This is a genomic window from Bradyrhizobium sp. UFLA06-06, from assembly GCF_054820065.1.
The window spans coordinates 57,480-79,680 of the sequence record NZ_JADFUD010000036.1 but is presented as its reverse complement, the minus strand read 5'-3'; the positions used below and the strand labels follow the sequence as shown (position 1 = coordinate 79,680).

Sequence of the window (22,201 nt, the reverse complement as noted above, 5' to 3'; positions counted from 1 at the left end):
CTGCTCACGGTCCTCAATGCCATGATGCGAGACCGAAAGCCGTACCTGCAGACCAAACCAACATAACAGTTGCCGGCCTTCGCCGGGACGACGATGTGGAGACATGGTCGTCCGTTTGCTTTATCGTCCTGCGCGGGGGCTACAAGCGAACACGCGGAACGAGGCGATCGTGCAGACAAAAAAATTCGGCGACAACGGCCCGCAGGTCTCGGTGATCGGGCAGGGCACCTGGTATCTCGATCGCGGTGACCGCAAGGCGGCCGTCGCTGCGCTGAAGCGCGGCATCGATGCCGGCATGACGCATATCGACACCGCCGAGATGTATGGCGACGCCGAGCTTGTGATCGCGGATGCGATCGCCGGCCGCCGCGACGAAACGTTCCTGGTCTCGAAGGTCTTGCCGAGCAACGCCTCGCGGCGCGGCACCATCACCGCCTGCGAGCGCTCGCTGAAGCGGCTGAAGACCGATCGCCTCGATTGCTATCTGCTGCACTGGCGCGGAACCACTCCGCTCGCAGAGACGGTCGCGGCGTTCGACGAATTGATCGCGGCGGGCAAGATCCGCGCCTGGGGCGTCAGCAATTTCGACACCGAGGATCTCGACGAAGTGCTCGATGTCGCGGGTGAGGGTACGATCGCCTGCAACCAGGTGCTCTACCATCTGCAGGAGCGCGCCATCGAGCACGCCGTGATTCCGTGGTGCGAGCAGCACGGCGTCGCCGTCGTCGCCTACTCGCCGTTCGGTCACAATGATTTTCCCTCGCCGTCGAGCAGGGCCGGCGCGGTGCTGCAATCGATCGCGCAGGCGCACAAGGCGACACCGCGCCAGGTCACGCTGAGCTTCCTCACGCGGCTGCCGTCGGTGCTCGCGATTCCGAAGGCGTCGAACGCGGAACACGCGGCGGAGAACGCTGCCGCCGGCACGCTCAAGCTCAGCGCCGAGGAACTCGCCGCGCTCGATGCCGCGTTCCCGCGCGGGCCGAAACCACGCTCGCTGCCGATGCTCTGAGCGAGAGCGGTTCACTTCGCTCCAGACAGTTCTTAACAAACTGTTGCAGTTGCGGCGGCACACAGCCTGCGGCGGGCGGTCGCGCGCGCTGGTGCATATCGGAGTCCCGTTTTCGGGCATTGTTCTCGCGGCGGAATTGGCGTTTTGTACGATCAGCAGATTCCCTTTATTTTGCCTTCGAGATTGCCGTGACACCGCCCCCCGCAGCCGTGGCCGCCAGGCTGGACAGCGTTCCCCTTTCATTGCCTGCCAAGACCGCGCCCGCAGCGACAAGCAAGGCGCCCGCCCGCACCGACCGGCCGTTCAAGGGTATCGCGCTGATCCTGCTGTCGACCGTGTTCCTGGGCACCTCCGACGTCACGGCAAAATATCTCTCCTCCACGCTGCCCTCGATCGAGATCGCCTGGATCCGCTTCCTGGTGTTCGCGATGATCATGACGCCGGCGATGCTGCCGGGCTCGCCGCTGTTCGCGCTGCGCAGCAGCCGTCCCGGGCTGCACGTGCTGCGCGGCGCCGCGCTGCTCGGTTCCTCGCTGATCTTCATCACGGGGCTCGGCTTCCTGCCGATCGCCGAAGCCTCGGCCACCAGCTTCGTCTCGCCGCTGTTCGTCACCGCGCTGTCGATCGCGTTCCTCGGTGAGAGGGTCGGCATGCGACGCTGGATCGCGACCGCGGTCGGCCTCGCCGGCGTGTTCATCATCCTGCGGCCGGGCACCAGCGCGTTCCATCCCGCCGCGATTTTCCCGCTCGTCTCGGCGCTGGCCTGGGCCGGCACGCTGATCCTGACGCGCATGATGAGCGGCAGCGAGCGCCCGATCACGGTGATGACCTATTCGTCCATTGTCGGCGTCGCCATCGTCAGCGCGCTGGTGCCGTTCGTCTGGGTCACGCCGAGCTGGCACGACATCATGTTCGGCATCCTGATCGGTGTTGCGTCCACCGTCGGACAGTGGATCGTGGTGCTGGCATTCCGCTATGGCGATGCCTCGGTGCTGGCGCCGTTCTCCTACACGCAGCTGCTGTGGGTCAGCATCCTCGGCTTCCTGATCTTCGGCGAAGTGCCCGACAGCTGGACCATCCTCGGCGCCGGCTTCATCGTCGCCTCGGGCCTCTACACCGCGCATCGCGAGCGCGTCCGACGGTCGCAGCTGCTGACCGTGGCCAGCGAGCCGTCGCCGAACGCCTGACCAGAGTACCAAGAATCGTGCGCTGGTTGCGAGGCCAGCCTCCGCTAGCGTTGCGGGTGTACAACAGTGGGGCCGAAACTTCGACCTCCGGAAGCTGAATCGAAGGATTTCGGACACAATCAACAATCGCGCGTTTGGCAACATGCTAATCTCGCCCCAAGAGCGCCGTAGAGCGTTTGGGGGCAGTTCACGTGCATTTTGGTTCGGTCTTTTTTTCGTTTGCTCGGCAGTTTCGCGGTGTGCTGGCTTCGGCAGTCTGCGTCTCGGCGGCTGCAAGCCTGTTGCCGTCCAGTTCGGCACAAGCCCAGAGCTTCACCTGGGGCGGCAGCGGTAGCACAACGAGCAGTGCCGACTACCAGCTCCCGACCAACTGGTCGACGACGTCGCCCGGCGCGCCGCCGATCCTCCCGACCCAATCCGCCATTTTCGATTCGACGGGATCGGCGACGGTCACGATCGGCGCTGGCCCGATGCTGCTGGACTCGTGGACCTTCACCGCCAATTCGCAGTCGTACACGATCAGCGGCAACCCGGTTAACTTCGCCTTGACGGGGCCGAGCGGCGGCCTGATCAACCGGGCCAACAGCGGCCAGACCATCACCATCAGTGCGAACATCAACGACGGGCTTGCGCCCGGCGTGATGGTGCAGCAGCTCGGCAACAGCACGCTGGTGCTCGCGGGCACCAATGCCTATTCCGGCGGCACGCTGATCTCCGCCGGCACCGTGCAGGTGACGAATGCGGATTCGGTCGGCACCGGCACTATCACGCTCAATGGCGGCACGTTCCAGATGCAGTCGCCGACGGTCTCGAGCGTCGCCTTCGCCAACAACATCGCGGTCAATGCGGCCGGCGGAACGGTCGATGCGAACGGCGCCCAGGTCAATCTCCAGGGCGTGATCGCCGACGGTGCCGGCGCCGGCGTTCTGCGCCTGATCGATTCGTCGGCGTCCGGTTTCTCCAACGTGCAGCTCTCCGGCGCCAACACCTATTCCGGCGGAACGCTGGTGGTCGATACGACCGTTGTCGTAGGCAACAACGGCTCGGTCGGGTCGGGCACCGTCACGCTCGACAATGCCTCGTTTCAGGCCGACGGCCTCGGCAACCTGACGTTCGCCAACAACTTCAAGATCAATACGTCCGCCATCGGCAGCGCGATCGACGCCAATGGCGTCACGCTCACGATCGCCGGCAACATCGCCGACGGCAACGGCCCCGGCAAGCTGACGGTGCTGGACAATTCGGGCGGCCTCGGCCGCGTGGTGCTAACAGGCACCAACACCTACACCGGCGGCACCACGATCTGCGATTGCGCGACCTTGCAACTCGGCGACGCCAGCCACGCCGCCTCGATCGTCGGCGAGGTCGCGGTCGACGGCAAGTTCGACATCGTCAATGCCAACACGGCCGGAATCACCAAGATCGTCAACGACGGCTTCAACGGGATCGCCACCACGACGTTCTACAATTCCACCACGGCGTCGACGGCGACGATCGTCAACCAGAATTTCGGCATCACGGAGTTTCGCGACAGCAGCACCGCGGGCAATGCCACCGTGAGCAACACCAATGGTGCGCTCACGATCTTCCGCGACACCAGTTCTGCCGGCAATGCCAGATTCACCAACACCAACGGCGGCACTGTGGTGTTCGGCGACGCGTTTGGTCCTCCCGGCGGCTCCGACACCAGCACGGCCGCCAAGGCTGTGATCGACAACTCAAACGGCGGTGCCGCGGTGTTTCTGGGCCACACCAATGCGGGGCAGGCCACCATCACCAACGGCACCAATGGCGGCTCGACGCAGTTTTTCGAGTCCTCATCTGCGGCTTCCGCAACCATCGTCACGCTCGCGGGCGGTCAGGTCGCCTTTTTCCAGAACAGCACGGCGGCAAACGCCAGCTTCGACAACAGCGGCGTGCTCTATTTCGGATCTGGCGGTTTCAACCCGGTGGAGGCGCCGACCGCGGCCAACGCGACGATCGTCAATCGGGACGGCAGCGTTCTCCAGTTCGATGCCTATGCCACCGCGGGCAATGCGACCATCGACAACCAGGCCGGCAGCCAACACATCTTCACGGCGTTCGCTACGGCGGGCGACGCCACCATCACCACCGAAGCCGGCAGCACCATCAAGTTCTTCAACAACGCGACCGGCGGCAACGCCCAGTTCATCACCAACGGCACCGGACTGGTCGATTTCTCGCTCAGCACGGGGCCGAACGGCGACGGGCGCATCACCGCGGGTTCGATCGCAGGCTCCGGCTTTTACTATATCGGCTCAGGCAACACCCTCGTCGTTGGCAGCAATAATCTCTCTACGGCGCTCAGCGGCGTGCTTGCCGACTTCGATCCGTTGAACCCATTCCATATCTGTGGCTGCTTCGGCGGTGGCCGCACCGGTCCTGCCAATTTCGAGAAGACCGGCAGCGGCACCCTGATTTTGTCCGGCGTCAACAGCTATACCGGCACCACGACGGTCAACGGCGGCATTCTTCAGGTCGACGGCTCGATCGCCTCGTCGAGCCTCACCACGGTGAATGCCGGCGGCGCGCTGTCCGGTATCGGCACCGTCGGCAACACGACGATTGCAAGCGGCGGCATCCTGATGCCCGGCGATGCGCCGCCAGGCACATCCCTGAACGTGGCGGGCAATCTCGCCTTCCAGTCGGGTGCACTGTACCTCGTCGGGCTCAATTCGACGGCGTCCACCCTGGCCAAGGTGAGCGGCAGCGCGACGCTGGCCGGATCGGTCGGCGTCAGCGTCGCCGCCGGCAGTACGATCGCCAAGCAATACACCATCCTGTCGGCGGCCGGCGGCCGCAGCGGCACGTTTGCGGGTGTCGATTCAACCGGGTTGCCGTCGAACCTCGTCGCGACGCTCGGCTATGACGCGAGCAACGCCTATCTCAACTTCGCGCTCGATTACGGCGCGAAGTCGAAGCTGAACGTCAATCAGCAGAACGTCGCCACCACGCTGCAGAACTTCTTCAACGCCAATGGCGGTATCAATGCGGTGTTCGCCGGGCTGTCGCCGAACGGCCTGACGCAGGCCTCGGGCGAAGGCGCGACCGGCTCGCAGCAGGCGACGTTCAACGCGATGGGCCTGTTTCTGGGATTGTTGACCGATCCGTTCGTCGCCGGGCGCGATGGTGGCTTCAGTGGCGCCGCGGGGGCGCCGCCGTTCGCCGAGGAGAGCACGCCGCTCGCCTATGCGGCGCGCAAGACCGAGCCGCGCGACGCGCTGGCCGCGATCTACGCCAAGGCGCCGCCGCTGCAGCCGAGCTTCGAGCAGCGCTGGAGCGTATGGGCGGCGGGCTATGGCGGCTCGCAGACCACCAGCGGCAATGCGCCGCTGGGCTCGAACAACACGAGCAGCAGCCTCTATGGCAGCGCGGTCGGCGCCGACTACCGCTTCTCGCCGAACACCATTGCCGGCTTTGCGCTCGCCGGCGGCGCCACCAGCTTCAGCGTCAACGGTCTCGGCTGGGGCCGCTCCGATCTGTTCCAGGCCGGCGCGTTCGTTCGCCACAGCGTCGGCGCGGCGTACGTAAGTGGTGCGCTCGCCTATGGCTGGCAGGATGTCACCACCGACCGCATCGTCACCGGAGCCGGCGCCGATCACCTGCGCGCCAACTTCAATGCCAATGCCTGGTCGGGCCGGCTCGAGGGCGGCTATCGCTATGCCACGCCGTCGATTGGGCTGACGCCTTACGCGGCGGCCCAGTTCACGAGCTTCGAGCTGCCGGCCTATGCGGAGAGCGTGGTCTCCGGCGGCGGCGCCTTCGCGCTGAACTATGCAGCGAAGAGCGTCACCGACGTCAGGAGCGAACTCGGCCTGCGCTCCGACAAATCGTTCGCGGTTGACGGCGGCATCGTGACGCTGCGCGGTCGCGTTGCCTGGGCGCATGACTTCAATCCGGACCGCGCCGTTGGTGCCGTGTTCCAGACGCTGCCCGGTGCGGCCTTCGTGGTCAACGGCGCGGCGCAGGCGAGCGACTCGGCGCTGACCACGGCCTCCGCCGAGCTGAGGTGGCGCAACGGCTGGTCGGCCGCCGCGACCTTCGAGGGCGAATTCTCCAACGTGACACAGTCTTACGCCGGCAAGGGCGTTATGCGCTATACGTGGTGACCCTCCGTGCTATAGCCTCCTGCGGCGAAAGCTTGTCCCGGACGTGATCCGCGACAGCATTTCGCGGGACGAAATACGCATCAAAATGAGTGGGACAAAACCCACGCGGGAGGGAATATGCGCGCAGCGATCTTCAGGAACGGCGAGATTGTCGTCGACCGGGTGCCCGAGCCGAAGCCCGGCGCCGGCCAGGTGCTGGTCAAATCGCTCGCGTGCGGCATCTGCGGCTCCGATCTGCACGCACGCAAGCATGCCCACCGCATGGTCGAGTTGAGCAAGTTCCTGCCTGGCCGCACGCCGATGGATCTGTCGCGCGACGTCGTGTTCGGCCACGAGTTCTGCTGCGAGGTCCTCGACTACGGCCCGAACACCACGCGAAAGCTGAAGCCGGGCACGCGCGTGTGCTCGCTGCCGGCGCTGCTGACGCCGGAGGGGCCGAAGGGCATCGGTTATTCCAACGACTATCTCGGCGGCTATGCCGAGCAGATGCTGCTCAGCGAGCCGCTGCTGCTCGAAGTGCCGAACGGGCTTGCGGCCGAGCACGCCGCGCTCACCGAGCCGCTTGCGGTGGGCGTGCATGCGGTTGCGATGGCCAACATCAGGGGCGGCGAGGTGCCGCTGGTGATCGGCTGCGGACCGGTCGGGCTGGCGGTGATTGCGGCGCTGAAGATCAGGGGGCTTGGACCGATCGTTGCTGCCGATTATTCGCCGGCGCGGCGCCTGCTCGCCGAAAAGATGGGCGCCGATGTGGTGGTCGATCCCGCCAAGACGCAGCCCTATGCGAGCTGGGCCGAGCATGCCCAGATGACCGACGCGGAGAAGGCGGCGCGGCCGCCGATGCAGGCGCTGCTGCCGCCGCTGAAGCCCGCGCTGATTTTCGAATGCGTCGGCGTGCCCGGCGTGCTGCAGCAGGTGTTCGAGGGCGCCCCGCGCAGCGCCCGTGTCGTCGTGGTCGGCGTCTGCATGGAGACCGACAAGTCCGAGCCCATGCTCGGCATCATCAAGGAGCTCAACGTCCAATATGTGCTCGGCTACACGCCCGAGGAGTTTGCCTATTCGCTGCGCCTGATCGCGGAAGGCAAGGTAGATGCCGCCTCGCTGGTCACCGGCCGCGTCGGCATCGACGGCGTCGCGCAGGCCTTTGCCGATCTCGCCAATCCCGAGGCGCACACCAAGATCCTGGTCGAGCCATGGCGCTGATTTGGCGTTGAACCTGGCGCTGCACTGACGGCGATGGGTGCGGTTTGCATTTCGTGGCGCCGAACCTATAGTTCGCTGTCTCTTATCGCACTGACTGCACGCACCTCATGCGCGTTTCAATCATCACCGGAGGCGGCTCCGGCATCGGCGCCGCAGTCGCGCGCCGGCTCGCTGGCCCCGCTCAATCCCTGATGCTGCACGGACAGGGCACCGAGGCCGCCGGGCTCGCGCGGCTGAATTCGGTTGCGGAGGAATGCCGCAACAAGGGCGCGAAGGTCGAGGTCTGCACCGGCGATCTCGCCAAGGCCGGCGTCGGCACCGTGCTGGTCGCGGCAACGCGGGCCGCGTTCGGGCCGATCGACAGCATCGTGCACGCCGCGGGCTTTGCCGACCGGCGCGAATTCCTGAGCCTGCCGCGCGAGGCGCTGGAGCGCGCCTTCGCGGTGATGGCGGCGGCCTTCCATGAAATCGCGGCGGCGGCGCTGTCCGACCTCATGCGCAGCGCGCAAGGCCGCGTCGTCGCGGTGTCGAGCTTCGGGCCGCATCGCTTCGTCCCTGGCGCCACCTATCCGGGATCGGCCGCCGCGAAGGCCGCGCTCGAGGTGCTGGTGAAGTCGCTCGCGATCGAACTCGCCGCGTCAGGCGCCACCGCCAATGCCGTGATGCCCGGCTACACCCGCAAGGATCCCGGCCTGTTCGGCGCGCTTGATACCGCGACCTGGGAGCGCGTCGCAAAGGCCAATCCGATGCAGCGGCTGGCCGAGCCCGACGAGGTCGCCGCCGTCGTCGCCTTCCTGCTGTCGCCGGAAGCCGGCCACGTCACCGGCGCGACGCTGCCGGTCGATGGCGGCCTGACCTTGATGTGACGGCATGAGCGAGGGCATGGCAGCACAGCAGGTCGATGTCGCCGTGCTTGGCGCCGGCATGGTCGGCGTCTCGGCGGGCCTCGCCGCGCGGCAGCGCGGGCTCTCCGTCGTCGTCGTCGATCGCCGCGAGCCAGGCAGCGAAACCTCTTACGGCAATGCCGGCATCATCTCGTCGGGCTCGATCCTGCCGCTCAACACGCCGTCGCTGCTGAAGAACTTGCCGAGATATCTGACCAACGCGCATCCGGCGCTGCGCTGGAACATTGCGTGGGCGCTCGCCAATGCCGGCTGGGTGATGCGCTTCCTCGCAGCCGCTGTACCGTCGCAGACCAAACCGCGCGCCGCCGCGTTGCACGGTCTGATCGGCGCGTCGCTGAAGCTGCATCGCGACTGGATCGTGCAGGCCGGCGCTGGCCATCGCATCCGCGAAACCGGCTGGCTCAAGGCCTGGCGCGCCGACGGGCTCGCCGCCGCGAAGGCCGAGCAGGCAGCGCTCGCCGAGTTCGGCATCAGGAGCGAGGTGCTTGATCGCCAGGCGATCTCCGCGCTCGAGCCGAATATCATCCCTGCCTATAGCGTCGGCCTGCTGCACACGCAGACGGCATCGGTCGATTCACCCGGCGCGGTGGTCAAGGCCTACGCGCAGATGCTTGCCGCTGGCGGCGGCACGATCAGGCAATCCGGGATTCGGCGCATCGAACCGCGCGGCGACGGCTGGCGCGTGCAGCTCGCCGACGGCGAGACCGCCGCGCGCCATGTCGTGGTCGCGCTCGGGCCGTGGTCGGCCGAGCTGCTGCGGCCGCTCGGCTATCGCGTGCCGCTGGCGTTCGAGCGCGGCTATCACCAGCATTTCGTGCCGAACCCGGCACGCAAATTGCTGCGGCCGATCCATGATGCGGACGGCGGCTTTCTGATGACACCGATGGAGCAGGGCGTTCGCGTCACCAGCGGCGTCGAGCTCACCGCGCGCGACGCGCCGTCGAATTTTTCGCAGCTCGAGGCGGTGGTGCCGATGGCGCGCAGCGTGGTCGAATTTGGCGATGCGGTCGGCGAGCGCTGGCGCGGCGCGCGGCCGACGCTGCCCGACAGCCTGCCGATGATCGGCGCGGCGCCGCGGCATCGCGGGCTCTGGCTCGCCTTCGGCAACCAGCATATCGGCTTCACCACCGGCCCCGGAACGGGCGCCGCAATTGCGGCGATGATCGCGGGCGATGCGCCGCCGTTCGAGGTGCAGGCATTTTCGCCGAACCGGTATATCGCGTGACTCGTGCGAGGCCGCCTGCGATGCTGGGGCGTCAAGCCGGGCGCGGCAACCGAGGGGCAGGATGAACTACGTCTGGGATTTCGGCATCCTCGCCAAGTACAGCCATCTGTTCTGGCTCGGGCTCGGCTGGACCATCGCCTACACCATCGGCACCATCATCCTCGGAAGCTTGATCGGCCTGATCGTCGGCATGCTGCGGCTGCGGCGCATCCCGGTGATCGACTGGCTCCTGATCGCCTATATCGAATTGTTCCGCTGCACGCCGCTGCTGGTGCAGATCATCTGGTTCTACTACGCGTTTCCGGTGGTGATCGGCGTCAATATCCCGGCGCATGTCGCCGCCGTCAGCGTGCTGTCGCTCTATGGCGGCGCATTCTACGCCGAGATCGTGCGCGGCTCGATCGAGAGCGTGCCGGTCGGGCAGTGGGACGCCGCGAAGGCGCTCGGCTTCCGCGGCTGGCGCCTGATGCGGCTCGTGATCCTGCCGCAGGCGCTGAAGCCGATGATGGCGCCCTATGTCAACCAGTCGGTCACGCAGCTGAAGAACACCTCGCTGGTCTCGATCATCGCGGTGCCCGACCTCGTCTACAACGCGACCTTGATCAACGCCGACACCTACCGGCCGCTCGAGGTCTACACCATCGTGGCGCTGATCTATTTTGCGATCCTGTTTCCGTCGACGCTGGTGGCGAGGCGGCTGGAGCGCGGGCTGACCTACGACAAGGTGTGAGTAATTCTGAGAAGCGGCCGCATCGGTGGTTCACCTCTCCCGCTTGCGGGGGAGGTCGGATCGCATCGTAAGATGCGATCCGGGTGGGGGCTTTTTCCACCCGAAGGTTCCGACGCGCGGTGACACCCCACCCCAGCCCTCCCCCGCAAGCGGGAGAGGGAGCCGACCGCCGATGCGGTGGCCAAGCCTCAAATACTCAACTCCACCGGCACGTCCTCCGGCTTGACGCCGGCAAGGCCGAGGCCCTTGACGAACCATTCGCGCATCTGGCCGATGCCGCGGTTGTAGTCGATCCACACCGAGAGGAAATCGCGCCAGCGCTTGTCGGCTTCGCGCCGCACCGCCGTGCCGCTCGCGATCGTTACCGACGGCGAGGCCAGGATCTTGTAGGTGCCGAGGTTCGGGTTCTTGGCGATCGCGGTCAGCCCGAGCACCAGCGCGTTGACCACGCAATCGACACGACCCGACGACATCTCCAGCATCACCTCGTCGCGCGACTTCAGCGACTTGATGGTGGCGTTAGGCGCGAAGCGGCGCGCCACCGCCTCGTTGGCCGAGCCGACGTCGACCGCGATCTTCACCTCGGGCTTGTTGATGTCGGCCCAGGTCTTGGCCTCCAGCCCCTTCTTCAACATCGCGCCGAACGGATGCGGGAACACCAGATTGGTGAAATCGACAACCAGCGCTCGCTGCGGGGTCGGGTTGAGCGCGAAGCCGAGGTCGATCTTGTTGGCCTGCAGATCGAGAATTGAATTGCCGTAGGTCGATTCGACATATTCCAGCTTGACGTCGAGCAGTTTGGCCAGATCGTTGGCCATCTCGATCGAGAAGCCGGACCAGGTGCCGGTGGCGAGATCCTTGTTGAAATAAGGCAGTTCGCCCGGCAGCACCGCGATCCGCAGCACCTTGCTGGCCCGGATGCGATCCAGCGTGTTGTCGGCTTGCGCCTGCGCCGAGGCCGGGGTTGCCATCGTGGCCGCGAGTGCCGCGCCGCTGCCGATCCCGAGCGCATAGCGAAGCGCGTCGCGGCGATCTTCGGAAATTTTGATGTCGTCGGATTGAGTCAAGCGGGCCTCCCTGCACCAGATCGGGGGAAGCCTAGCGTCGGTATCCGGTGCCAGCAAGGGCGCGCGCCTGCACCATTGGTAGGCGAAGTGGGCCATCTCTCGGTCTTCACCTCTCCCGCTTGCGGGGGAGGTCGCATCGCATCATCGATGCGATGCGGGTGGGGGCTCTCTCCACAATATGATTCGTGGAGAGAGCCCCCACCCCGCCCCTCCCCCGCAAGCGGGAGAGGGGGCAGAGCGTGCGCGTGCTCCGATCAATACCGTCCCGGCACGTACATCTCCGGCGGGATCGGGCCGCGGTGGTAGTCGGGGTTGCGCACCCGCGGCGGCAGCATCACCGGCTGGTGGGTGACCGCCTGATAGGGGATCTGGCTCAAGAGATGCGAGATGCAGTTGAGCCGGGCGCGCTTCTTGTCGACGGCATCGACGATCCACCACGGCGAGTCCTGCAGATGCGTGCGTTCCAGCATCGTCTCCTTGGCCTTGGTGTAGAGCTCCCAGCGGGTCCGCGCCTCGACGTCCATCGGGCTCAGCTTCCACTGCTTCAGCGGATCCTGGATCCGCATCGAGAAGCGGAACGCCTGTTCCTCGTCGGTGATCGAGAACCAGTATTTCAGGAGGACGGTGCCGGAACGGATCAGCATGCGCTCGAAATCCGGCACCGAGTTGAAGAATTCCTCATACTGCTCGTCGCTGCAGAACCCCATCACCTTCTCGACGCCGGCGCGGTTGTACCAGCTGCGGTCGAACAGCACGATCTCGCCGCCGGCCGGCAGATGCGAAACATAGCGCTGGAAGTACCATTGCGTGCGCTCGCGCTCGTTCGGCGCCGGCAGCGCCGCGATCCGGCAGACCCGCGGATTGAGCCGCTGGGTGATGCGCTTGATCACGCCGCCCTTGCCGGCGGAATCGCGGCCCTCGAACAGCACCACGACCTTCTTCTTCTCGTGCTGCACCCAGTCCTGCAGCTTCACCAGCTCGCCCTGCAGCCGCAGCAATTCGCGGAAATAGAACTTGCGGTCGATCGACGGCTTGCCGGCGGCGCCGTCATGGTCGAGCTCGTCGAGCCTCATGTCGTCGAGCTCGAGCTCGAGTTCCTCGTCGAGGCTGTCGGCCATCTCCTGATGGATGCGGGCGCGCAAGGCTTCGTCGCGCAAGACTTCGTCCCGCAGGGCTTCATCCCGGGAGGCTTCGTCGGTGAGGGCGGAGGTCGTCATGAAGGTCCGTCTTTCAGTGTGTTAGATGGATCGGACGGCAGCATTGACGGGCGATGTTACCCCTCTATGACAATGCCATGACCGCTGTTTCACGCCGCCGGGCGGACTGTGCTAACAAGCCGACAAAACCAAAAAGGGAGATGTGCCGATGATTTCGCTCACGCCAAAAGACGTCCTGCCGGAGGACGGCACCGCCGGCACGCTGGTCGGACGGGTCTGGCTGCCGCAGGCCGGCGGGCCGGCTGTCGTCGCGGTTCGGGCAGACGGCGTGTTCGACGTCACGGCGCGGTTCCCGACGGTGAGCGCGCTCTGTGAGGAAATCGATCCCGCCGCCGCGCTGCGCGCCACGCGCGGCGAGCGGATCGGCGATTTCGAGGCGATCCTCGCCAACACCCCGCCCGACGGCCGCGACAAGGCCAGGCCGCATCTGCTGGCGCCGGTCGATCTCCAGGTGCTGAAGGCCGCCGGCGTCACCTTCGCGATCTCGATGCTGGAGCGCGTGATCGAGGAGCGGGCGCGCGGCAATCCGTCCTCGGCGGAGGCGATCCGCAAGGAGGTGGTGCGCCTGGTCGGCGACGATCTCTCCAAGCTGAAGCCCGGTTCCGAGCAGGCGATGAAACTGAAGCAGGTGCTGATCGATCAGAATGCCTGGAGCCAGTATCTCGAGGTCGGCATCGGTCCCGACGCCGAAGTGTTCACCAAGGCGCCGACGCTATCCTCGGTCGGGTCAGGCATGGACGCCGGGCTGCATCCGAAGTCGACCTGGAATAATCCGGAGCCGGAGGTCGTGCTTGTTGTCTCCGCCGCCGGCAAGATCGTCGGCGCCGCGCTCGGCAACGACGTCAATCTGCGCGACTTCGAGGGGCGCTCGGCGCTCTTACTGTCGAAGGCCAAGGACAACAACGCGTCCTGCGCAATCGGCCCGCTGCTCCGGCTGTTCGACCAGACCTTCTCGCTCGACGATGTCAGGAAGATGGATGTCGGCCTGACCGTGACGGGCGCAGACGGCTTCGTGCTCGAGGGCCATTCCTCGATCAGCAAGATCAGCCGCGATCCGACCGATTTGGTCGCCCAGACCATCGGCTCCGTGCATCAATATCCCGATGGATTTGCGCTGTTCCTCGGCACGATGTTCGCGCCGGTCAAGGACCGCGACGCCAAGGGCGAGGGTTTCACCCACAAGCGCGACGACATCGTCACCATCGCCGCGCCGCAGCTCGGCAAGCTGGTCAACCGGATGCGGGGCAGCGACGAGTGCGAGCCCTGGACCTTCGGTGTCGGCGCGCTGATGAAGAACCTCGTACAGCGCAAGGTGCTGTGAGGAGAAGATACTAATCCATCGTGAGGTTAGCACGCTCGTCGGGCTCCCTCCCCCCCCCTTGCAGGGCAGGGTGGGGAGAGGGGGGCCCCAGGCGAGATGTTCGATCACACCGGGCTCCGTAGCGCACGTGCCCGCGCGGGTCGGTCGCTGTCTTGAAATGCGCCTTTCGATGATGTGCCACTGTTCGCTGAAGCGGTCGGCATTGTCGAACATGTTCAGAAACCTGCGCGGCAGATCGACCGTGTGGCGCAACTTGAGCGCGCTAAAACACGCGGAATTTGCCGCTTTTTCCTGGCTTTATGTGAACCAGTTCATCCTCGTTCGCGCCGGTCCGCTCCAGCATATCGGCTCGACGCGAACAGAAGGAGTCGCGGACATGAGCGAGCAGCCATCAAACGGAATGCCCGGTTGGCTCACCACCGATATGCTGGTCATTGCCGTCTCACTGGCCATCATCGTGATTGGAATATGGATCGCGCCGTAGCCTGGTCGTCGCGGCGAGGCCGTCCAGCCGGGCAGGGCGCCAGCGCCAATCACTGAGTTGCCCGACGGCGCAAACCCCTTTTGCAAAACGGAACGAGATGCAAAGCTCGGACGATCCATGTCGCGAGAATGCGAAGGTATGCCCACTGACAGCGCAACACACTCAGTGTCGTCCCTGCGAAAGCAGGGACCCATAACCACAAATGCTGATTGTTGAACGATGCTGGGACAACGAGTCCCGTTCTCAGCACCTGCTGCGGCGTATGGGTCCCGGCCCCCCGTGCGCAATTGCGCACTAGGCCGGGACGACACTGTGGTGTTGGCACCATTCGAGTTGACCAACCAACGCCCTCACACCGGCAACGCCGTCGAATACTTCACCTGGCTCAGCGCAAAGCTCGACTCGATCGAGGCGATGCCGTCGAGCCGGGTCAGCTTGTTCTTCAGGAATGCTTCATAGGAGGAGAGGTCGGCGGCGACGACGCGCAGCAAATAGTCGCGATTGCCGGTCATCAGGTAGCATTCGAGCACCTCGTCCCATTTCGAGATCGCGCGCGCGAAGCGGTTGAGGTCTTCCTCCTTCTGCCGCGCCAGCTTGATCGAGATGAAGACGGAGACGTGCAGCCCGATCGACTTCTGGTCGACGGTTGCGATGTAGCGAGAGATCACGCCGCGCTCCTCGAGCAGCTTGACCCGGCGGTGGCAGGGCGACACCGACAGCCCGACCTTGTCGGCGAGTTCCTGCATGGTCATGCGGCTGTCGGTCTGGAGCAGACTCAGGATCTTGCGGTCGATGGCATCGAGGGCAGGCATTGGGATGAACTCGTCAGTTGAAGCCGGATCGTGGGAATTTATCCCAATTTTTCCTGTGCTGTCGCGTGGAATTGAGATTTTCGCCGCCGCTTGCGGCAGTAACATTCCGGCATATCGCCCGGAGCATCGCCATGGGAATCGCGCCTGAACGCCTCGACATGCTGTCCGCCCTGGCCCGCAAGGTGCTGTGGCTGTCGTCGTGGACCATCCATCACGCCAATCATGTGCGGCCCTCGACCGACGGGTTGAAGGTCGGCGGCCACCAGGCGTCGTCGGCCTCGCTCGCCAACATCATGTCGGCGCTTTATTTCTCGGTGTTGCGCCCGCAGGACCGTGTCGCGGTGAAGCCGCATGCGAGCCCGGTGTTTCACGCCATCCAGTATCTGTTCGGCCACCAGACCCGCGATAAGCTGGAGAATTTTCGCGGCTACAAGGGCGCGCAGTCCTACCCCTCGCGCACCAAGGACAGCGACGACGTCGACTTCTCCACCGGCTCGGTCGGCCTCGGCGTGGCGCAGACGCTGTTCGCCTCGCTGGTGCAGGACTACGTCAAGGCGCATGGCTGGATGAACGACCGACCGGAGGGCCGCATGATCGCGCTGGTCGGCGACGCCGAGATGGACGAGGGCAACATCTTCGAGGCGCTGCTCGAAGGCTGGAAGCACGGCCTGCGCAACACCTGGTGGGTGGTCGACTACAACAGGCAGTCGCTCGACGCGGTGGTGCGCGAGGGGCTGTGGGCCAAGTTCGAGACCATGTTCCGCAACTTCGGCTGGGACGTCGTGATCGTGAAGTACGGCAAGCTGATGCTCGAGGCGTTTGCCGAGCCCGGCGGCGAGGCGCTGCGGCGCTGGATCGACAACTGCCCGAACCAGATGTACGCCGCGCTCTGCTTCCAGGGCGGCGCGGCGTTCCGCAAGCATCTGCGCGACGACATCGGCGACCAGGGCGAGGTGTCGGCGCTGATCGAGCGCCGCAGCGACGAGGAGTTGCTGGCGCTGATGTCGAACCTCGGCGGCCACGACATGGCGAGCATGATCGAGGCCTTCGAGGCGATCGACCATGATCGGCCGGTCTGCTTCATCGCCTACACCATCAAGGGCGTCGGCCTGCCGATGCAGGGCCACAAGGACAACCACGCCGGCCTGATGACGGTGGCGCAGATGGAGAAGTGGCGCGCCGCGCAGAACATCCGCCCCGGCCACGAGTGGGACAGGTTCGAGGGCCTGTCGCAGGAGCCTGCGAAGCTTGAGGCGTTCCTCGCCGAGGCGCCGTTCAACCGCGAGGGGCGCCGCCGCCTGTCGGCGCCTGAAATCGATGTGCCGGAACGGCTGGCCTTCAAGGCCTCGGCGCAGATGTCGACGCAACAAGGTTTTGGTCTCGTGCTGCACGAGCTGGCGCGCGGCGACAGCGAACTCGCCTCGCGCATCGTCACCGCATCGCCCGATGTCACCGTGTCGACCAATCTCGGCGCTTGGGTCAACCGCCGCGGCCTGTTCGCGAAGGCGGAAAACCACGACCTGTTCCGGCAGGAGAAGATCCCGTCCGCCTACACCTGGGAATATTCGCCGAAGGGACAGCACCTCGAGCTCGGCATCGCCGAGATGAATCTGTTCATCATGCTCTCGGCGCTCGGCCTGTCGCACCAGATCAACGGCGCGCGGCTCTTGCCGGTCGGCACGCTGTACGATCCCTTCATCGAACGCGGCCTCGATGCGCTGAACTACGCCTGCTACCAGGATGCCCGCTTCATGGTGGCGGCGACGCCGTCGGGCATCTCGCTGGCGCCGGAAGGCGGCGCGCATCAGTCGATCAAGACGCCCTTGATCGGGATCGGGCAGGACGGGCTGGCCTCGTTCGATCCAGCCTTCGTCGATGAACTTGCCGTGATCATGGGCTGGGGCTTCGGCCACATGCAGCGCGAGGGCGCCGAGGGTGGTTCGGTTTACCTGCGACTCTCGACGCGGACGCTGGAGCAGCCGCAACGGATCATGACCCCGGACCTGCAGCGCGATATCACCGACGGCGCCTACTGGATGCGCAAGCCGGGCCCGAACTGCGACATCGTCATTGCGTATACCGGCACCGTCGCGCCGGAGGCGATCGAGGCGGTCGGCCTGATCGGCGAGAGCCACCGCGACGTCGGTCTGCTAGCGGTAACTTCCGCCGACCGGCTCTATGCGGGTTGGTCCGCCGCGCGGAATTTACGCCGCGACCGCCGCGGCGCGCAGCATTTGAGTCATATCGAGCGCATGCTGGCGCCGCTCGGCCGCGACTGCGGCATTGTGACCGTGATTGACGGCCATCCGGCAACGCTCGGCTGGCTCGGCAGCGTGCGTGGCCACCGCGTCGAGGCGCTCGGCGTCGAGCATTTCGGCCAGACCGGCACGATCGGCGACCTCTACCGCCACTACGGCATCGACGCCAACGCCATCATCGACGCGGCGGAAAGCGTCTCGGTCGGCGCCCCGGTGCGGCATCGCAAGATGGCGGTGTAGCCACATCGTCGTCCCGGCGAAGGCCGGGACCCATTACCACAAGTGGCAGCAAGTAAGCGCGACTCGGTCTAACGGCACCCTTTACCAATTGCAGGCGGTGGTTATGAGCCCCGGCCTTCGCCGGGGCGACGAGACCAACCTTGCCACCTGCGCGATAGCGACATTATATGCCGTTCGCGCGCACGAGCCGCGTCCCGCATATGGCGGGTTCAATTCGCCGGGCTTTCGTGCAAGGATGCCTGCCGAACGCTTTCGTTCCCCATTCCATACGCCCCGTACAAGAGGTTTCCGATGGTCAATCGCATGCAATTCTACATCGACGGCGCCTGGGTCGATCCCGTCGTCAAAGGCAAGTCCACCCCGGTCGTCAATCCGGCGACCGAAGAAGCGATGTATGAGATTGCGCTCGGCTCCAAGGCCGATGTCGACAAGGCAGTCGCTGCCGCCAAGCGCGCCTTCGAGACCTATTCCAAGACCAGCCGCGAGGAGCGCATCGCGCTGCTCACCAAGGTCGTCGAGGTCTACAAGGGCCGCATGAAGGAGATCGGTGCCGCCGTCTCCGACGAGATGGGCGCGCCGCTGCCGATGGCCGAGAAGCTGCAGGCCGGTGCCGGCCTCGGCCACCTCATGAACACCCTCGAAGTGCTGAAGAAGTACGAGTTCGAGGAGACCATGGGCACCGCCGTGATCGTGCGCGAGCCGGTCGGCGTCGTCGGCATGATCACCCCCTGGAACTGGCCGCTCAACCAGATCGCCTGCAAGGTCGCGCCCGCGCTCGCCGCCGGTTGCACCATGATCCTGAAGCCGTCGGAGTTCACCCCGACCTCGGCGCTGATCTTCGCGGAAATCCTCCATGAAGCTGGCGTGCCGAAGGGTGTGTTCAACCTCCTCAACGGCCTCGGCCCGGAGGTGGGTGCGGCGATGAGCGAGCACCCGGACATCGACATGATCTCGTTCACCGGCTCGACCCGCGCCGGCGTCGACGTCGCCAAGCGTGCGGCGCCGACCGTGAAGCGCGTCAGCCAGGAGCTCGGCGGCAAGTCGCCGAACGTGATCCTCGACGGTGCCGACCTGACCAAGGCGGTGACCGGCGGCGTGATGCACATGTTCAACAATTCGGGCCAGTCCTGCAACGCGCCGTCGCGCATGATCGTGCCGCTCTCCAAGATGAAGGAAGTGGCCGCGATCGCGAAGGGCGTCGCCGACAAGACCAAGGCCGGCGATCCGCGTGCCGACGGCACGACGATAGGTCCGGTGGTCAACCGCGGCCAGTGGGACAAGATCCAGGCGCTGATCCAGAAGGGCATCGACGAGGGCGCAACGCTCGTCGCCGGCGGCCCGGGTCTGCCCGAGGGTGTCAACAAGGGCTTCTATGTCCGTCCGACCATCTTCGCCGACGTCACCAACGACATGACGATCGCCCGCGAGGAGATCTTCGGGCCGGTGCTGACTATCCTTGGCGCCAAGGACGAAGCCGACGCGGTGAAGATCGCCAACGACACGCCGTATGGTCTCGCCGGTTACGTCTCGGCCGACACCGTGGAAACCGCGCGCCGCGTCGGCCGCCAGATCCGCGCCGGCAACGTCAACCTGCAGGGCGTGCCGAACGAGCGCACCGCGCCGTTCGGTGGCTACAAGCAGTCCGGCAACGGCCGCGAGTGGGGCCGTTACGGTCTGGAAGAATATCTCGAGGCCAAGGCGGTCGCCGGCTACAACGCCGCGTAAGCCGAGCCACGAGAGACAACATTCTGGCGCCGGGGCGGTTCACCGCTCCGGCGTCAGACGTTTTGGAAGGCAGAAGTTTTCATCGTCGTCCCGGCGAAGGCCGGGACCCATAACCACCGATGCATCTGGTTGAGTAAGCTCGGGCCGCATTGTTCGAATAACGAAGGTCTGTGGTAATGGGTCCCGGCCTTCGCCGGGACGACCAAGAAATTAACCGCCGAGCGCGCCTTGGGTGTTGACGTAGAGCGCATAGATCGACTGGCTCGCCGCCATGAACAGGCGGTTGCGCTTGACGCCGCCAAAGCAGAGGTTGGCGCAGCGCTCCGGCAGCGCGATGCGGCCGATCATCACGCCGTCGGGCGCGAACACGACGACGCCGTCGAGCTCGGGATCGCCCATGCCCCAGCCGCACCACAGATTGCCGTCGATGTCGCAGCGCATGCCGTCGGGCGTGCCCGGGCCGGCGTCGATGAAGACGCGCTTGTTGGAAATCGTCCTGCCGTCGGCCGCGACGTCATAGGCGAGGATCTTGCGGTTCGGCTCCCCGCGGGATTCCACGACATAGAGGATCCTCTCGTCCGGCGAGAAGCACAGCCCGTTCGGCCCCAGCACGCCCTCGGCGACGATCGTGGCCTTGCTGGTTTCGGGATCGAGCCGGTAGACGTTGGGCTCGATCTCGGGATCGGCCTTGTAGCCCTCGTAATTGCCGAGCAGGCCGAAGATCGGATCGGTGAACCAGATCGAGCCGTCGGATTTCACCACGACGTCGTTCGGCGAGTTCAGCCGCTTGCCGCCGAACGAATCGATCAGCACCGTAATCGATCCGTCATACTCGGTGCGCACCACGCGGCGACCGCCATGCTCGCAGGTGATCAGCCGCCCCTGGCGGTCGCGGGTGTTGCCGTTGGCGAAGTTCGACGGCTTGCGGAAGATGCTGACCGCGCCGGTCTCTTCCTCCCATTTGAGGATACGCTGGTTCGGGATGTCGCTGCACAACAGATAGCGGCCGTCGCCGAACCACACCGGACCTTCGGCCCAGCGCAGGCCAGTCGCGATGCGCTCGATGGCGGAGAGTTTTAGCCAGTATTTCTCGAAGCGCGGATCGAGCGCGTGGATCGCGGGATCGGGATAGCAGGTCGCGGGACGCCAGCCGGCGGAATGAACATCGGACATTTGCTGTTCTCGTTGTTGTGTTTCGATGGTGTTTCCTTGAGCGCCTGGTTTGCTATCATTGTCGGCCTGCGACCGCAATTCGATCGCAGCAATCAGGAAAGAAGAGGGACGGCATGCCACGCATATTGATGACCGGCGCATCGGGGGGAATCGGAACGAGCCTGCGCAAGCTGCTGCCGCCGATCTATCCGGATCTCCTGCTGAGCGATATCAAGCAGCCCTCCGATCTCGGCAACAACGAAAAGTTCAAGGCGGCCGATCTCGCCAACCTCGCAGAGGTCGAGGCGATCTGCGAGGGCGTCGATGGCATTCTGCATTTCGGCGGCTATTCGGTCGAAGGTCCCTGGGACGCGATCCTGCAGTCCAACATCATCGGCTGCTACAATCTGTTCGAGGCGGCGCGCAAACAGGGCGTCAAGCGCGTGATCTTCGCCTCATCCAATCACGCGGTCGGGTTCTATCCGCGTCATCACCGCATCGGTACCGACGTCACCGCGCGGCCGGACAGTCGTTACGGTGTCAGTAAGGTGTTCGGTGAAGGCGTCGGCGCGCTCTATGCCGACAAGCACGGCATCAAGGTCACCTGCCTGCGGATCGGCAATTTCGGCGAGGCGCCGCTCGACCACCGCAGGCTCTCGATCTGGCTCAAGCCGGAAGACCTCGTCCAGCTCTGCCGCATCGGGCTCGAGCATCCCGACATCTATTTCGAGGTGCTGTACGGCGCGTCCTACAATGAGCGCTCGTGGTGGGACAATCACCGCGCCTACGATCTCGGTTATCGCCCGACCGGAAGGGCTGAGGATTTCCGCGAGCACGCGATCGCCGAGCAGGCCAAGCTGCCGCCGGATCCGGTCGGCGACTATTACCAGGGCGGCGCGTTCTGCAGTATGGAGTTCGACGGCGACAAGGAGCGGGTGATCGACTGGAAGAAGTGATCAGTCCTCGCATTGCGGCAGTTGCTTCACGGATTCGGTGTGCTGCTGCGCGTCCTTCGAACCTTGCCCGGATGTCTTGGGCGGGCTGCCGGGCCCGTCAAAGGTCTCGGCGAAGTGCGTGAGGGGAAAGGCGAGGCTGATGGTCTGCCCGGTGAGGTTCTTGGCTTCGACGGCGATGGTCTGCGCGTGCTTCAGCCGCTCGATCATTTCGCCATCGGCCTCGAGCGTACCGCCGCAGCCGAGCGTGTAGCAATGCGGCTTGGCGATCTGGATCGGCTCGTCCTGATCGATGCGGAGGCTGATCGTGCCTTCCAGCATGGTCCGCGTTCCGACGTTGGCGCTCACGATCGCGCGCTTGCTGCTCTGCGGCGAGACGCTGAGCGTGCCGCCCGACGGCACGCATTGGCCACGCGCAGCCGCAGCGACGAAGCAGCTCGCCTCTGTCAGGCAGGTCTTGGTCCAGGGCTCGTAGGTGAGCTGCGTCGCGCGCGGATCGGCCGCTTCGCCGACGCCGCCGAGCGCAAGCTGCACGGCGAACGATCCAAGGAATATAGCCACATAGCGCATCGCCGTCTCCTTCACG

The 22,201-nt window shown here is 65.4% G+C and carries 17 protein-coding genes; 12 read left to right on the top strand and 5 right to left on the bottom strand.

Annotation, left to right across the window (positions count from 1 at the left end):
* Positions 1 to 169: 169 nt before the first annotated feature.
* The 7 genes from IF803_RS27165 (at position 170) to IF803_RS27135 (ending at position 10,386) form a co-directional block, all read left to right on the top strand.
* Positions 170 to 1,009, top strand: a complete 840-nt coding sequence (locus IF803_RS27165) for an aldo/keto reductase (protein WP_028338852.1) — start codon at positions 170 to 172, stop codon at positions 1,007 to 1,009.
* A gap of 209 nt (positions 1,010 to 1,218) precedes the next feature.
* A complete protein-coding gene (locus tag IF803_RS27160) occupies positions 1,219 to 2,196 on the top strand; it encodes a DMT family transporter (RefSeq protein ID WP_016844109.1) in 978 nt (325 codons plus the stop codon).
* A gap of 242 nt (positions 2,197 to 2,438) precedes the next feature.
* Positions 2,439 to 6,326: an autotransporter domain-containing protein gene (locus IF803_RS27155; RefSeq protein WP_461194171.1), complete on the top strand. Its 3,888-nt coding sequence runs from the start codon at positions 2,439 to 2,441 to the stop codon at positions 6,324 to 6,326.
* A 117-nt stretch (positions 6,327 to 6,443) separates the two neighbouring features.
* Entirely contained in the window at positions 6,444 to 7,526 is a 1,083-nt protein-coding gene (locus IF803_RS27150) for a zinc-binding dehydrogenase (RefSeq protein WP_461194162.1), read from the top strand.
* Between the two features lie 107 nt (positions 7,527 to 7,633).
* A complete protein-coding gene (locus tag IF803_RS27145; RefSeq protein WP_461194161.1) occupies positions 7,634 to 8,392 on the top strand; it encodes an SDR family NAD(P)-dependent oxidoreductase in 759 nt (252 codons plus the stop codon).
* 16 nt (positions 8,393 to 8,408) lie between these two features.
* Entirely contained in the window at positions 8,409 to 9,656 is a 1,248-nt protein-coding gene (locus tag IF803_RS27140) for an NAD(P)/FAD-dependent oxidoreductase (protein ID WP_461194160.1), read from the top strand.
* Between the two features lie 61 nt (positions 9,657 to 9,717).
* Positions 9,718 to 10,386 (top strand): amino acid ABC transporter permease, encoded by a 669-nt coding sequence (locus tag IF803_RS27135; protein ID WP_461194159.1) that lies wholly within the window; start codon positions 9,718 to 9,720, stop codon positions 10,384 to 10,386.
* Between the two features lie 188 nt (positions 10,387 to 10,574).
* On the opposite strand, the gene IF803_RS27130 is transcribed toward IF803_RS27135, so the two are convergent.
* Positions 10,575 to 11,453 (bottom strand): transporter substrate-binding domain-containing protein, encoded by an 879-nt coding sequence (locus IF803_RS27130; RefSeq protein ID WP_461194158.1) that lies wholly within the window; start codon positions 11,451 to 11,453, stop codon positions 10,575 to 10,577.
* A 254-nt stretch (positions 11,454 to 11,707) separates the two neighbouring features.
* Positions 11,708 to 12,571 (bottom strand): polyphosphate kinase 2, encoded by an 864-nt coding sequence (gene ppk2, locus IF803_RS27125; protein ID WP_461194169.1) that lies wholly within the window; start codon positions 12,569 to 12,571, stop codon positions 11,708 to 11,710.
* A 247-nt stretch (positions 12,572 to 12,818) separates the two neighbouring features.
* Between ppk2 and IF803_RS27120 the strand changes: the two genes are divergently transcribed.
* Together IF803_RS27120 and IF803_RS27115 are read left to right on the top strand one after the other, a co-directional pair.
* The gene (locus IF803_RS27120) at positions 12,819 to 13,991 is read left to right on the top strand and encodes a fumarylacetoacetate hydrolase family protein (RefSeq protein ID WP_461194157.1); all 1,173 of its coding nucleotides are present in this window, start codon (positions 12,819 to 12,821) and stop codon (positions 13,989 to 13,991) included.
* 211 nt (positions 13,992 to 14,202) lie between these two features.
* Positions 14,203 to 14,475, top strand: a complete 273-nt coding sequence (locus tag IF803_RS27115) for a hypothetical protein (RefSeq protein ID WP_461194168.1) — start codon at positions 14,203 to 14,205, stop codon at positions 14,473 to 14,475.
* A gap of 350 nt (positions 14,476 to 14,825) precedes the next feature.
* Here IF803_RS27115 and IF803_RS27110 read toward each other — a convergent pair whose 3' ends face one another.
* Entirely contained in the window at positions 14,826 to 15,287 is a 462-nt protein-coding gene (locus IF803_RS27110) for an Lrp/AsnC family transcriptional regulator (RefSeq protein ID WP_016841346.1), read from the bottom strand.
* 131 nt (positions 15,288 to 15,418) lie between these two features.
* Here IF803_RS27110 and IF803_RS27105 point away from each other — a divergent pair, with 131 nt between their 5' ends.
* Both IF803_RS27105 and IF803_RS27100 read left to right on the top strand, forming a co-directional pair.
* Positions 15,419 to 17,785 carry a transketolase gene (locus IF803_RS27105; RefSeq protein WP_461194156.1) on the top strand — a complete coding sequence of 789 codons (2,367 nt, stop codon included), beginning with the start codon at positions 15,419 to 15,421 and terminating at the stop codon, positions 17,783 to 17,785.
* Positions 17,786 to 18,076: 291 nt separating this feature from the next.
* Positions 18,077 to 19,510 (top strand): aldehyde dehydrogenase family protein, encoded by a 1,434-nt coding sequence (locus IF803_RS27100; protein ID WP_172648255.1) that lies wholly within the window; start codon positions 18,077 to 18,079, stop codon positions 19,508 to 19,510.
* 210 nt (positions 19,511 to 19,720) lie between these two features.
* On the opposite strand, the gene IF803_RS27095 is transcribed toward IF803_RS27100, so the two are convergent.
* A complete protein-coding gene (locus tag IF803_RS27095) occupies positions 19,721 to 20,683 on the bottom strand; it encodes an SMP-30/gluconolactonase/LRE family protein (protein ID WP_461194155.1) in 963 nt (320 codons plus the stop codon).
* 113 nt (positions 20,684 to 20,796) lie between these two features.
* Here IF803_RS27095 and IF803_RS27090 point away from each other — a divergent pair, with 113 nt between their 5' ends.
* Entirely contained in the window at positions 20,797 to 21,618 is an 822-nt protein-coding gene (locus IF803_RS27090; RefSeq protein WP_461194154.1) for an NAD-dependent epimerase/dehydratase family protein, read from the top strand.
* Here IF803_RS27090 and IF803_RS27085 read toward each other — a convergent pair whose 3' ends face one another.
* On the bottom strand, positions 21,619 to 22,185 hold the full coding sequence (locus tag IF803_RS27085) for an invasion associated locus B family protein (RefSeq protein ID WP_461194153.1): 567 nt from the start codon (positions 22,183 to 22,185) through the stop codon (positions 21,619 to 21,621).
* Positions 22,186 to 22,201: the final 16 nt, after the last annotated feature.

Bases quoted from the DNA above. Each gene is read 5' to 3' on its own strand.
- IF803_RS27105 (WP_461194156.1), top strand. From the start codon at position 15,419: ATGGGAATCGCGCCTGAACGCCTCGACATGCTGTCCGCCCTGGCCCGC.
- IF803_RS27135 (WP_461194159.1), top strand. From the start codon at position 9,718: ATGAACTACGTCTGGGATTTCGGCATCCTCGCCAAGTACAGCCATCTG.
- IF803_RS27120 (WP_461194157.1), top strand. From the start codon at position 12,819: ATGATTTCGCTCACGCCAAAAGACGTCCTGCCGGAGGACGGCACCGCC.
- IF803_RS27150 (WP_461194162.1), top strand. From the start codon at position 6,444: ATGCGCGCAGCGATCTTCAGGAACGGCGAGATTGTCGTCGACCGGGTG.
- ppk2 (WP_461194169.1), bottom strand. From the start codon at position 12,571: ATGGCCGACAGCCTCGACGAGGAACTCGAGCTCGAGCTCGACGACATG.
- IF803_RS27140 (WP_461194160.1), top strand. From the start codon at position 8,409: ATGGCAGCACAGCAGGTCGATGTCGCCGTGCTTGGCGCCGGCATGGTC.
- IF803_RS27110 (WP_016841346.1), bottom strand. From the start codon at position 15,287: ATGCCTGCCCTCGATGCCATCGACCGCAAGATCCTGAGTCTGCTCCAG.
- IF803_RS27085 (WP_461194153.1), bottom strand. From the start codon at position 22,185: ATGCGCTATGTGGCTATATTCCTTGGATCGTTCGCCGTGCAGCTTGCG.
- IF803_RS27145 (WP_461194161.1), top strand. From the start codon at position 7,634: ATGCGCGTTTCAATCATCACCGGAGGCGGCTCCGGCATCGGCGCCGCA.
- IF803_RS27090 (WP_461194154.1), top strand. From the start codon at position 20,797: ATGCCACGCATATTGATGACCGGCGCATCGGGGGGAATCGGAACGAGC.
- IF803_RS27095 (WP_461194155.1), bottom strand. From the start codon at position 20,683: ATGTCCGATGTTCATTCCGCCGGCTGGCGTCCCGCGACCTGCTATCCC.
- IF803_RS27100 (WP_172648255.1), top strand. From the start codon at position 18,077: ATGGTCAATCGCATGCAATTCTACATCGACGGCGCCTGGGTCGATCCC.
- IF803_RS27115 (WP_461194168.1), top strand. From the start codon at position 14,203: ATGTTCAGAAACCTGCGCGGCAGATCGACCGTGTGGCGCAACTTGAGC.